The organism is Georgenia sp. SUBG003 (assembly GCF_000715355.2).
In the GTDB taxonomy this organism is placed as follows: Bacteria; Actinomycetota; Actinomycetes; order Actinomycetales; family Actinomycetaceae; genus Georgenia.
Genome location: NZ_CP180204.1, coordinates 1,735,768 through 1,747,369 on the forward strand (window position 1 = coordinate 1,735,768; position 11,602 = coordinate 1,747,369).

Here is an 11,602-nt window from a genome sequence, read left to right on the forward strand (position 1 = left end):
AGATGAGCACCAGGCACACCCTGTCCGTGCTGGTGGAGAACAAGCCCGGCGTCCTCACGCGCGTGGCCGCCCTCTTCGCCCGGCGGGCCTTCAACATCCACTCCCTGGCGGTGGGGCCCACGGAGCACCCGGAGATCTCCCGGATCACGGTGGTCGTCGACGCTGCCGAGCTGCCCCTGGAGCAGGTGACCAAGCAGCTCAACAAGCTCGTCAACGTCATCAAGATCGTCGAGCTCGAGCCCGACACCTCCGTCCAGCGTGAGCTGCTGCTCGTCAAGGTCCGGGCGGACGACGCCTCCCGCACGGCGGTCCTCCAGGTCGTCGAGCTCTTCCGCGCGCACGTCGTCGACGTCGCCCCGGACGCGGTGACCATCGAGGCGACCGGGTCGGAGAACAAGATCCGTGCCCTGCTGACCGCCCTCGAGCCGCACGGCGTTCGCGAGATCGTCCAGTCCGGCGCCGTCGCCATCGCGCGCGGCTCGCGCTCGATGACCGACCGGGCGATCGAGCGCTCCGTACGGCCAGCCTGACCCAGACGGGCGCCGCCGGCAGGTCCGGCAGCGCCCCCGACCCGGCGCAACGTCCGCGGGCCCGCCGGACCCGCAGCCCCGACGCACGACAGCAAGTCCAGACACAAAGGAGAACCACCGTGGCCGAGCTTTTCTACGACGACGACGCCGACCTGTCCGTCATCCAGTCCAAGAAGGTCGCCATCATCGGCTACGGAAGCCAGGGGCACGCGCACGCGCTGAACCTGCGCGACTCCGGCGTCGACGTCGTCGTGGGCCTGCGTGAGGGGTCCTCCTCGCGCGCCAAGGCGGAGGAGCAGGGCCTGAACGTGGCCACCGTCGCGGACGCCGTCCGGTCGGCCGACGTCGTCATGATCCTCGCCCCAGACCAGGTCCAGCGCCGCCTGTACGCCGAGGAGATCGAGCCCAACCTCAAGGACGACGCCGCGATCTTCTTCGCGCACGGCTTCAACATCCGCTTCGGGTACATCAAGCCCTCCGCCGGGCACGACGTCGCCATGGTCGCCCCCAAGGGGCCGGGCCACACGGTCCGCCGCGAGTACGAGGCCGGCCGCGGCGTGCCGGTGATCGTCGCCGTCGAGCAGGACGCCTCCGGCAACGCCTGGGACGTCGCGCTCAGCTACGCCAAGGCGATCGGCGGCCTGCGCGCCGCCGGGATCAAGACCACGTTCACCGAGGAGACCGAGACCGACCTCTTCGGCGAGCAGGCCGTCCTGTGCGGCGGCGTCTCGGCGCTCATCCAGAACGGCTTCGAGGTGCTGACCGAGGCCGGCTACCAGCCGGAGATCGCGTACTTCGAGGTGCTGCACGAGATGAAGCTGATCGTCGACCTCATCTGGGAGGGCGGCATCTCCAAGCAGCGCTGGTCCGTCTCGGACACCGCCGAGTACGGCGACTACGTCTCCGGCCCGCGCGTCATCACGCCCGACGTGAAGGAGAACATGAAGAAGGTGCTCGACGACGTCCGGTCCGGCGCCTTCGCCGAGCGCTTCATCAACGACCAGGACGCCGGCGGTCCGGAGTTCAAGGAGCTGCGCTCCAGGGGCGAGAACCACCCCATCGAGGCCACCGGCCGCGAGCTGCGCAAGCTGTTCGCCTGGACCGAGACCCGCGACGCCGACTACGTCGAGGGCCAGGTCGGCCGCTGACGGGCCACGTCACGTCGGTCGCTGACGGGCCACGTCACTCGGGCCGACGGGACACGTAACGTCGGGCTGACGTGCCGGGCCACGTCGGTCGCTGACTCCCTGCACGACGTGAGGACCCTCGGTCCTCACGTCGTGGCATTTCCGATGCCCTCCCCGGGGCCGTTGCGGCGCAAGCCCCGACGCTGTCATCGTGACCGGGTGATCCGCCTGCTGGCGATCCTCGGCGGACTCTCCGGCGCGATGGACCTGGGGACCGGCGCACCGCTGGACGAGTCCCTGCTCCGCTGCGTGCTGGCGGCCCGGCTGGCCGGCGCGGTCGGCTGCGCGGACCAGGAGGTCCGGACGGCCCTGCACGTCTCGCTGCTGGAGCACCTGGGCTGCACCGCCGCGTCGCACGAGGCGACGCGAGTCTTCGGCGACGACATCTCGGTGGTCCGCCACAGCTTCGCCGCGGACCCGACCAGGTCGTCGGACCTGCTGCGCGCCTTCGTGCCGGGTGTGGCCGCCGCGTCGGGCCGTGGGAGGGTGCGGACCCTGGTGGCGGCCCTGCGCGCCGCGGGTGACCCGGGACCACCGCGGGCGACGTGCGAGGTCGCCAGCGACGCCGCCCGCCGGCTCGGCCTCGGCGAGGACGTCGAACGTGCTCTCGCGCACGTCACCGCCGCCTGGAACGGCAAGGGGTATCCCACGGTCGGCGGGGAGGGCATCCCGCTCGCGACGCGGATCGCGCACGTCGCGGGGACGGCGGTCCTGGTCGCACTTGGGGCTGACGCGGCCGCCGCCCACGCCGAGCTGCGCCGTCGTGCTGGGACCCAGCTCGATCCGCGTCTCGTCGAGGCCTGCACCCCGGAACTGATCGACGGCGTGCTCGGCGCGACGCCGGACCCTCTCGACGTGGTGCTGGACCTGGAGCCGGACCCGGTCCGTCTCGTCGGCGACGGCCAGCTGCACGAGGTCGCCCGCACCTTCGGCGACCTCGTCGATCTCAAGAGCCCACGACTCCACGGCCATTCCGCCGCGGTGGCCGGGCTCGCGGCGGACGCCGCCGCGCGGCTGCGGCCCGCCGACCCCGGGCGTCTGCGGCTCGCCGGCCACCTCCACGACGTCGGCCGCATCGGAGTACCCACCCGCATCTGGGAGAAGACGGGCCCGCTCACACGCACCGAGCGCGACCAGGCCCGCCTCCACCCGTACTACACCGAGCGGATCCTGGCGCGGACGCCCGAGCTCGCGGACGTCGCGGCGATCGCGGGCGGGCACCACGAGCGCTGCGACGGCAGCGGCTACCACCGGGGGCTCCGTGCGCCCGACCTGACGGTCGAGAGCCGGATCCTCGCCGCGGCGGACGCCTACCGCCTGCTCGTCGAGGAGCCCGGTGCGAGCGGGATCCGGCCGGACTCCGCGCACCCCCCGTGGAGGATGCCGTACCGCCGCGACCTCCGGCTGGGGAGCGAGCACCGTCGCTGTCGAGCCACCGGTAGGCGCGCGAGTCGGTGAGGCGATCGCGCCGGCGGCGAGGGCCGCGGCCGGCCACGGCTCGGACCGCTCCCCCACCGCCGCGCCGACGATCCCCGGGAGCACCGGTGGGACCGCCGCACGGTCCGGGGTCGGCCAGACCTCCACAGCGGCCGCGACGGACGAGTTCCCGGCGGGGCCGGCGATCGGTACGACCGGCGAACCCCCCGGTAACCCAACCTCAGGTCGTTCCCCCGGAGCAGCCGCGATCGCGCCGGGGACCGCGACCACCGGCGAGGCCACGACGGCGACGACGACCGCTACGGCGCCGGCACAGGCACCGGCACGGACGGCCGCGACGGCGATGAAGAAGGCGGCCACCTCGACCGCCGCGGCTCCCGCCCCGGACACGGCTCGGTCGACCTACCTCGTACGGCCCGGGGACTCCCTGTGGACGATCGCGGAGGCACACCTCGGCCCGGCCGCGACGGGCGCGGACGTCTCGCGGGCCTGGCCGGCGTGGCACGCCGCGAACCGCGCCGACCTGGGGCCGGACCCCCATCTCATCCATCCCGGCCAGCTGCTGCAGGTTCCCGACGAGGAGGCATCATGAGCGTCACCACACTGCCCCGGCCCACCGTTCCGGGCAAAGCTCGTGCCGGCGCCGGACGGGCCCCGGGGCCCGGAACCACCACCGTGCCCCCGCACGTCACTCACGAGCCCGTGGGACCGTGTGCGGTTCGCGGGGCCGGCGACGAAGCCCAGAGCCGGCGACCACGAGAGCCTCGACACCGAGGTCGACGACGAGACGCTTCCGGACCCCGAGCAGTGGGCGGGTGCCCTGGTGCGGTCGGCTGTCGAGGCGCTGTGCGGGATCCGGCCCACGGCTCAGCTCGCCCGCTGGCTGTCGGCCGAGCTCTACGACTCGCTGGCGCGTCGCGCCTGCCTAGCCGTGCGGATCCTCGGCCGTCCCGCCGTCGCCCGCCGTGCGACGGTGAGGCGGGTGCACGTCTGCCGGGTCGTGCCGGGAGTGGTCGAGGCCTCCGTCGTCGTGCACGACGGGAACCACCTGCGTGCGGCGGCGGTCCGGCTCGAGGTCCATCGGGGCCGCTGGCGCGCCACCGCCCTGGAGATCGGCTGACCCGTCGGCTCCGGCAGGCGCCGGGCACGCCACGGGCCATACCTCCGGGAGAGATGTGGCCCGCGGCGAACCGCAGCATGCTGGCGCCCGGACCGGTCAGCACCCGGTCGGCAGCGGAGCCTCGCCCAGCTCAGAGCCCCCTGAACATCTGGTCGAACGTGGGGACGTCCTCGTACAGGTCCGCCGGTCCGGCGTTCTCCCGCGCGGCGACCTTCTCGGCGAGCTCGCGGCCCGCGCGGCGGATGCGCGACGGCAGCGGGTTGACGGTGTCGGCCTCGCCGGCCCAGTCGTCCGTGGCCGCGAACACCGACGTCGTCACGACGTCGGCGCGCAGGTACGTCAGCAGCGGCCGCATCGAGTACTCCAGCGCCAGGGAGTGACGCGGCGTGCCGCCCGTCGCACCGAGCAGGACGGGCATGTCCGTCAGGGAGTCCTTGTCCAGGACGTCCACGAAGGACTTGAACAGGCCCGAGTAGGTCGTGGTGAACAGCGGCGTCACGAGCACGAGGCCGTCCGCGCCGGTCACCTTCTCCAGCACCTCCCGCAGCGCACCGGTGGGGAATCCGGTCAGCATGGCGTTGACGATCTCGTGGGCCACGTCGCGGAGCTCGACGTTGACGACCGTGGCGCCGACACCTCTCGCCCGGAGCTCGGCGACTGCCGCCTCGGACAGGCGATCGGCGAGCAGCCGGGTCGACGAGGGCTGCCCCAGTCCCGCCGAGACCGCCACGACGGTGCGTTCACTCATGTGTTCTCCTCAGTTCCTCGGCTCGCGCCGACGTCCGTAGCGTGCATGTCGGGCTCCGCCTCAGGCCCCGAACGCCGCACCCTTCGCTCCGGTGGCGTCGGCGGCGGTCGCGTCGTCCTCCGCGGTGCTGCCGGTCCACCTGTCCTCGCCGGGGACGTGACCGCCTGCGGCCCGGCCCTTCTCCCGGGCGGCGGCGACGCGCTCGGCGTGGCTCGGCGCGCTGGACGGCACGTGCGCCGGTCGCTTGGACTCGTTCTCCCTCCGCAGCGCCGGCACGATGTCCTCAGCCAGGATGTCGATCTGCTCGAGCACCGTCTTCAGCGGCAGCCCGGCGTGGTCGATGAGGAACAGCTGGCGCTGGTAGTCGCCGACGTGCTCGCGCATCGCGGAGTAGCGGTCGATGACCTCCTGCGGCGAGCCCACCGTCAGCGGCGTCTCCGCCGTGAACTCCTCCATGGAGGGGCCGTGACCGTAGACGGGGGGCGTTGTCGAAGTACGGCCGGAACTCACGCTTGGCGTCCTGGGAGTTCTTCCGCGCGAAGAACTGCCCACCGAGGCCGACGATCGCCTGGTCCGCCGCACCGTGCCCGTAGTGCTCGAAGCGCTGCCGGTAGTAGTTCACCATCCGGGTGGTGTGCGAGATCGGCCAGAAGATGTTGTTGTGGAAGAAGCCGTCACCGTAGTAGGCGGCCTGCTCGGCGATCTCCGGGGAGCGGATCGAGCCGTGCCACACGAACGGCGGCACGCCGTCCAGCGGGCGGGGGGTCGCGGTGAAACCCTGCAGCGGCGTGCGGAACTTGCCCTGCCAGTTGACGACCTCCTCCTCCCACAGGCGTCGCAGCAGCGCGTAGTTCTCGATCGCGAGGTTGATCCCCTGCCGGATGTCCTTGCCGAACCACGGGTACACCGGCCCGGTGTTGCCGCGGCCCATCATCAGGTCCATCCGGCCGTCCGAGATCACCTGGAGCATTGCGTAGTCCTCGGCGATCTTCACCGGGTCGTTGGTCGTGATCAGCGTCGTGGACGTCGACAGCACGATGTTCTTCGTCGTCGCGGCCAGGTAGCCCAGCATCGTCGTCGGGGACGACGCCACGAACGGAGGGTTGTGGTGCTCCCCCGTGGCGAAGACGTCGAGCCCCGCCTGGTCGGCGTGCTGGGCGATCTTCAGCATCGCCCGCACCCGCTCGGTGTCGTCCGGCGTCCTCCCCGTCGTCGGATCGGTCGTGACGTCGCTGACCGTGAAGATTCCGAACTGCATGATGAGCCCCTCGAGATCGATGCAAATGCATGTACGCCGGTGCCAACAGCGGGACGTTGGTCTCTATTCCACATCTGCTCGGCCGTGACGTGACGGACGGCAGACGGCGGGGGCCCGTCCTGCATCCGCAGGAACGGCCCCCGCCTTCCGGTCACCGGGTCAGCTCTGCTTGCGGGCCGCCTTGGCGGCCGCCCGGCGCGCCTCGCGGTTCTGGCCCGCGGGCTCGGCGCCGTCCTGCTCGGCCGCGACCGCGGCGGGACCGCTGGTCGGGTTCCCGTCGAGGGCCGAGGCCGAGTAGCTGAGCCTCGTCGGACGCTCGGGTGCCTCGAGACCGAGCAGGTCCTGCTCGGCGGCTGGCGCCGCGGCCGCCTTCGGTGCCGTGGGGGGGAGCGGCCGGCGCCCACCCCGCCGGGCGGCGTGACCCGCTCGCCCGGCGCTCCGGAGCGGTGGCCCCCGTCCAGGCTGGGAACGAGGGCCGTCGCCGGCGCCGGGGCGGCGTGCACCGCGGTGGACGACAGTCCGAGCACGGCGAGCAGGCCGAGGAGGACGACGGCGCCCCCGGCCCGCCTACCGATCCTGCGGCCGGAGGCCGAGGAGGTGGTGTGCGGGGCACGGGCGGGGCCTGACGCGGACTCAGGAGTCATGAGGGAGACGGTGGCCCGGTGTGCGCCTGCGGCGCGGGGACGGTCGCGCCGCCTGTGGACGAGCAGGCACTCCGCGGAGCTGTGGAGACCCGCCGCCGAGCCACAGTGACCACCGCCGCACCCCCGCCCGAACGGGAAGCCGCCGGTGATCGGCTAGCATGGTCCCCGCAACCGGCACCGTCGGTTGACATCGCGTGCCCGCACGTCGTCGCACCAGCCCGCCGCCAGGCGGGACCGAGGTCGACGAGGCGAGAGGTGCAGCGGTCCCGCCCAGCGGGTCGCCCGCTCGTCGCAGGCACCAGGGCTCCGCGGCCACCCGGTCGCGAGCGACAACCGGAAACACGGGCCACGGGACGCCGGCGCGACTGGCGGACTCGGCCCAGACGCGCGCAGGCCCGACACGGCCTGCGCCAGGAAAGGACGTGGCATGGCCGTCGTCACCATGCGCCAGCTGCTCGAGAGCGGCGTGCACTTCGGGCACCAGACCCGCCGTTGGAACCCGAAGATGAAGCGGTTCATCTTCACGGAGCGCAACGGCATCTACATCATCGACCTCCAGCAGTCGCTGAAGGACATCGACCGGGCCTACGAGTTCGTCAAGGAGACCGTCGCCCACGGCGGGAACATCCTCTTCGTCGGCACGAAGAAGCAGGCCCAGGAGGCCATCGCCGAGCAGGCGCAGCGTGTGGGCATGCCCTACGTCAACCAGCGCTGGCTCGGCGGCATGCTGACCAACTTCGGCACCGTCCACAAGCGCCTGCAGCGCCTCAAGGAGCTCGAGCAGGTCGACTTCGACGACGTCGCCTCCTCCGCCTTCACCAAGAAGGAGCTGCTGATGCAGCGCCGGGAGAAGGAGAAGCTCGAGCGCACCCTCGGCGGCATCCGCGACATGGCCAAGATCCCCTCGGCCGTGTGGATCGTGGACACCAAGAAGGAGCACCTCGCCGTCGCCGAGGCCCGCAAGCTCAACATCCCGGTCGTCGCCATCCTGGACACCAACTGCGACCCCGACGAGGTCGACTACCGCATCCCGGGCAACGACGACGCCATCCGCGCCGTCTCGCTGCTCACCCGCGTGATCGCCGACGCGGCCGCCGAGGGCCTGGTCACCCGCCACGGCGGTGGCTCCGCGGAGACCGGCACCGCCGAGGAGCCGCTGGCCGAGTGGGAGCGCGAGCTCCTCGAGGCCCACGAGGCCCAGCAGAGCACCAAGACGTCCGTCGTCGCGGCCGACGCCGGTGACGCGGAGGTCAGCGCGGCGCAGCAGACCGCCGGCAGCACCCACGACGCCCAGCAGGTCGCCGAGGCGGCCGAGGAGGGTGGCACCCCGGCTCCCGGCGTCGACGTCGCCGGCCCGGACACCACGCACGTCGCGGACAACTCCGTGGCCGCGCAGGACGCCGCGGCCGCCGAGTCCGAGCAGGCCTGACCACCACCACCGATCTGGAGAGGATCGTCCATGGCGAACTACACCGCCGCTGACATCAAGGCTCTGCGCGAGAAGACTGGCGCGGGCATGCTGGACGTCAAGAAGGCTCTCGACGAGTCCGACGGCGACCAGGAGAAGGCGCTGGAGATCATCCGCGTCAAGGGTCTGAAGGGCGTCGCCAAGCGTGAGGGCCGCACCGTGGCCGAGGGCCTGGTCGCGGCCGAGGTCGTCGCCGAGGCCGCCGGGGAGACCGGCGTCATCGTCGAGGTCAACTCCGAGACCGACTTCGTCGCCAAGAACCAGTCCTTCATCGACTTCGCGAACGACGTCCTGAAGGCCGCCGTCTCCTCCGGCGCGGCCGACGTCGACACGCTGCTGGCCGCGCAGCTCGACGGCGCGTCGGTGTCGGACAAGGTCGACGGCATCGCCGCGACCATCGGCGAGAAGATCGTCGTGCGGCGCGTCGCCCGCGTCAGCGGCGACAAGGTCTCCGTCTACCTGCACCGCACCGCCAAGGACCTCCCGCCGTCGGTGGGCGTCCTCGTCGCCTCCGACGAGGCCGGTGCGGCCGTGGCGCGCGACGTGGCGATGCACATCGCCGCGTACTCCCCGGCGTACCTGACCCGCGACGAGGTTCCCTCCGAGACGGTGGAGAACGAGCGCCGCATCGCCGAGGAGACCGCCCGCAACGAGGGCAAGCCGGAGGCGGCGCTCACCAAGATCGTCGAGGGCCGGATGAACGGGTACTTCAAGGAGAACGTCCTGCTCGACCAGGCGTTCGCCAAGGACCCGAAGAAGACGGTCGGCAAGGTCGTCGAGGAGGCCGGTGGCACGATCACCGGCTTCGTCCGCTTCCGCGTCGGCAACTGACGCACCACGGTGGCCCCGGTCCGTCCTGCGGACCGGGCCACCGTGCAACCAGGGGCGCGTCCGGCGAGCGGCGCGCCACGCACGGCCAGTACCGTCACCGCAGGAGGTTGACATGACCCAGGACGCGACCACGCACCCACGACGGGTGCTCCTGAAGCTCTCCGGAGAGGTGTTCGGCGGCGGGAGCGTAGGGCTCGACCCCGACGTCGTCTCCGGCGTCGCCCGCCAGATCGCCGTCGCGGTCGCCGACGGGGTCCAGGTCGCCGTCGTCGTCGGCGGCGGGAACTTCTTCCGCGGCGCGGAGCTCTCCCAGCGAGGGATCGACCGCTCGCGCGCGGACTACATGGGCATGCTGGGCACGGTCATGAACGCCCTCGCCCTGCAGGACTTCCTCGAGCAGGCCGGGGTCCGCACGCGCGTGCAGACCGCCATCACCATGGGCCAGGTGGCCGAGCCGTACATCCCGCTGCGCGCCATCCGCCACCTCGAGAAGGGACGGGTGGTCGTGTTCGGCGCCGGGGCCGGCATGCCGTTCTTCTCGACCGACACCGTGGCCGCGCAGCGCGCGCTGGAGACCCACTGCGACGAGGTGCTCGTGGGGAAGAACGGTGTCGACGGTGTCTACACCGCGGACCCGCGCACGGACCCGTCGGCGCAGAAGCTCGACCACCTCACCTACGAGGACGCGATCCGGGAGGGCCTGCGCGTCGTGGACGCCGCGGCCTTCAGCCTCTGCATGGAGAACAACCTGACGATGCGCGTCTTCGGCATGGGCGGGCCCGGCAACGTCACCCGCGCCCTGCGTGGTGAGAAGATCGGAACGCTCGTGACCGCGAACCTACAACACCAAGGAGTGACGCCGTGATCGACGACGCCCTGCTCGAGGCCGAGGAGAAGATGGACAAGGCGGTGGACGTGGCCCGCGAGGAGCTCAGCCACATCCGCAGCGGCCGCGCCAACGCCGGCATGTTCAACAGCATTCTCGTCGACTACTACGGCGCGCCGACGCCGCTGCAGCAGCTGGGGTCGCTCACGATCCCCGAGGCGCGCACGGTGCTGATCTCCCCGTACGACCGGTCCGCCTCCAGCGCCATCGTCAAGGCCCTGCGCGAGTCCGACCTGGGTGTGAACCCCACCGACGACGGCAACGTCATCCGCGTCGTGCTGCCCGCCCTCACCGAGGAGCGCCGCCGCGACTACGTCAAGCTCGCAAAGACCAAGGGCGAGGACGCCCGCATCTCCATCCGCGCGGTCCGCCGCAAGGCCAAGGAGGAGCTCGACCGCATCAAGAAGGACGGCGAGGCGGGGGAGGACGAGGTCGACCGCGCAGAGAAGGAGCTCGAGGTCCTGACCAAGAAGCACGTCGAGCTCGTCGACGCCGTGCTGGAGGGCAAGGAGCGGGAGCTCCTCGAGGTCTGAGGCCCCCTGTCGTCATGAACGAGCAGTCCTCCCCGGACGCCTTCTCCAGCGCCGTACGCCGCCTGCGGGAGGCCCGCCAGCGTGCGCGCACGGCGCTGGTGGAGCCGGCGCCGCCGCGACCGCCGAAACCGCTCCCGCCCACGGGACGGGCCGGGCGCAACCTGCCCGCGGCCATCGGGGTGGGCGTCGGTCTGCTCGCGGTCGTGGCGCTGAGCCTGTTCGTGCGCCGTGAGGCGTTCGTCGTGCTCGTGGTCCTCGCGGTCCTCGGCGCCCTGTGGGAGCTGGCGGCCGCCGTGGGGCAGCGGCACATCCGGATCCCGGTCCTGCCGCTGTGGGTGGGCGCCGTGGGCATCCTCCTGTCCGCCTGGGTGGCGGGGGCGGAGGCGATGCTCATGGCCTTCACGCTCACCGCCGGCGGCGTCTTTGTCTGGCGGGTGCTCGACGGCGGCGGGATGGACGCCGTCCGGGACGCCTCGGCGGGCATCTTCGCCGCCGCGTACGTGCCCTACCTCGCCGGGTTCGCCCTCCTCCTGCTGCGCGAACCCGACGGCCCGTGGCTCGTCGTCACGTTCCTCCTGGCGACCATCGCCAACGACACCGGCGGGTACATCGCCGGCGTGCTTCTCGGCAGGACGCCCATGGCGCCGTCGATCAGCCCCAAGAAGTCCTGGGAGGGGCTCGGCGGCTCGCTCGTCCTCTCCGTCGCGGTCGCCGTCGTCCTCGTCACCCTCGCGCTGGACGGCCCGTGGTGGGGCGGGGTCCTTGTGGGAGCCGTCGTCGTCGCGTCCGCCACCACCGGCGACCTCGCCGAGTCCCTGCTCAAGCGTGACCTCGGGCTGAAGGACATGGGGTCGCTCCTGCCCGGGCACGGCGGCATCATGGACCGGCTGGACTCGCTCCTCGTCACCGCCCCCGTGTGCTACCTCGTCCTGCGGCTGGTGCTCGGCGGGTGAGCCGCGG

12 protein-coding genes and 1 pseudogene are annotated in these 11,602 nt (G+C 72.2%); 11 read left to right on the forward strand and 2 right to left on the reverse strand.

Annotated features, from left to right (window positions below; genetic code table 11):
- Positions 1 to 2: 2 nt before the first annotated feature.
- The 5 genes from ilvN (at position 3) to DA06_RS08555 (ending at position 4,274) form a co-directional block, all read left to right on the forward strand.
- Positions 3 to 530: an acetolactate synthase small subunit gene (gene ilvN / locus DA06_RS08535; protein ID WP_043499096.1), complete on the forward strand. Its 528-nt coding sequence runs from the start codon at positions 3 to 5 to the stop codon at positions 528 to 530.
- Positions 531 to 649: 119 nt separating this feature from the next.
- Complete coding sequence (gene ilvC / locus DA06_RS08540; RefSeq protein ID WP_043499098.1) at positions 650 to 1,678, forward strand: ketol-acid reductoisomerase; 1,029 nt, start codon at positions 650 to 652, stop codon at positions 1,676 to 1,678.
- Between the two features lie 198 nt (positions 1,679 to 1,876).
- Positions 1,877 to 3,175, forward strand: coding sequence for an HD-GYP domain-containing protein (locus DA06_RS08545; RefSeq protein ID WP_418607414.1), 1,299 nt, complete (start codon positions 1,877 to 1,879; stop codon positions 3,173 to 3,175).
- A gap of 322 nt (positions 3,176 to 3,497) precedes the next feature.
- Entirely contained in the window at positions 3,498 to 3,746 is a 249-nt protein-coding gene (locus DA06_RS08550; RefSeq protein ID WP_052436535.1) for a LysM peptidoglycan-binding domain-containing protein, read from the forward strand.
- Positions 3,747 to 3,866: 120 nt separating this feature from the next.
- Positions 3,867 to 4,274, forward strand: a complete 408-nt coding sequence (locus DA06_RS08555; RefSeq protein ID WP_052436536.1) for an Rv3235 family protein — start codon at positions 3,867 to 3,869, stop codon at positions 4,272 to 4,274.
- A 130-nt stretch (positions 4,275 to 4,404) separates the two neighbouring features.
- On the opposite strand, the gene DA06_RS08560 is transcribed toward DA06_RS08555, so the two are convergent.
- Together DA06_RS08560 and DA06_RS08565 are read right to left on the reverse strand one after the other, a co-directional pair.
- Positions 4,405 to 5,022, reverse strand: coding sequence for an FMN reductase (locus DA06_RS08560; RefSeq protein ID WP_043499105.1), 618 nt, complete (start codon positions 5,020 to 5,022; stop codon positions 4,405 to 4,407).
- 60 nt (positions 5,023 to 5,082) lie between these two features.
- Positions 5,083 to 6,280: pseudogene (locus tag DA06_RS08565) on the reverse strand (LLM class flavin-dependent oxidoreductase).
- Between the two features lie 374 nt (positions 6,281 to 6,654).
- On the opposite strand from DA06_RS08565, the gene DA06_RS08570 reads away from it, so the two are divergent.
- The 6 genes from DA06_RS08570 (at position 6,655) to DA06_RS08595 (ending at position 11,595) form a co-directional block, all read left to right on the forward strand.
- Complete coding sequence (locus tag DA06_RS08570; RefSeq protein WP_418607416.1) at positions 6,655 to 6,906, forward strand: hypothetical protein; 252 nt, start codon at positions 6,655 to 6,657, stop codon at positions 6,904 to 6,906.
- 445 nt (positions 6,907 to 7,351) lie between these two features.
- Positions 7,352 to 8,353, forward strand: a complete 1,002-nt coding sequence (gene rpsB / locus DA06_RS08575) for a 30S ribosomal protein S2 (protein WP_043499116.1) — start codon at positions 7,352 to 7,354, stop codon at positions 8,351 to 8,353.
- Between the two features lie 30 nt (positions 8,354 to 8,383).
- Positions 8,384 to 9,223 carry a translation elongation factor Ts gene (gene tsf, locus DA06_RS08580; protein ID WP_043499119.1) on the forward strand — a complete coding sequence of 280 codons (840 nt, stop codon included), beginning with the start codon at positions 8,384 to 8,386 and terminating at the stop codon, positions 9,221 to 9,223.
- Between the two features lie 112 nt (positions 9,224 to 9,335).
- Complete coding sequence (gene pyrH, locus DA06_RS08585; protein ID WP_043499122.1) at positions 9,336 to 10,088, forward strand: UMP kinase; 753 nt, start codon at positions 9,336 to 9,338, stop codon at positions 10,086 to 10,088.
- Positions 10,085 to 10,642 (forward strand): ribosome recycling factor, encoded by a 558-nt coding sequence (frr, locus tag DA06_RS08590; protein ID WP_043499124.1) that lies wholly within the window; start codon positions 10,085 to 10,087, stop codon positions 10,640 to 10,642. Before pyrH ends, frr begins: the two co-directional genes overlap by 4 nt.
- Before the next feature lie 14 nt (positions 10,643 to 10,656).
- On the forward strand, positions 10,657 to 11,595 hold the full coding sequence (locus DA06_RS08595; RefSeq protein ID WP_418607419.1) for a phosphatidate cytidylyltransferase: 939 nt from the start codon (positions 10,657 to 10,659) through the stop codon (positions 11,593 to 11,595).
- Positions 11,596 to 11,602: the final 7 nt, after the last annotated feature.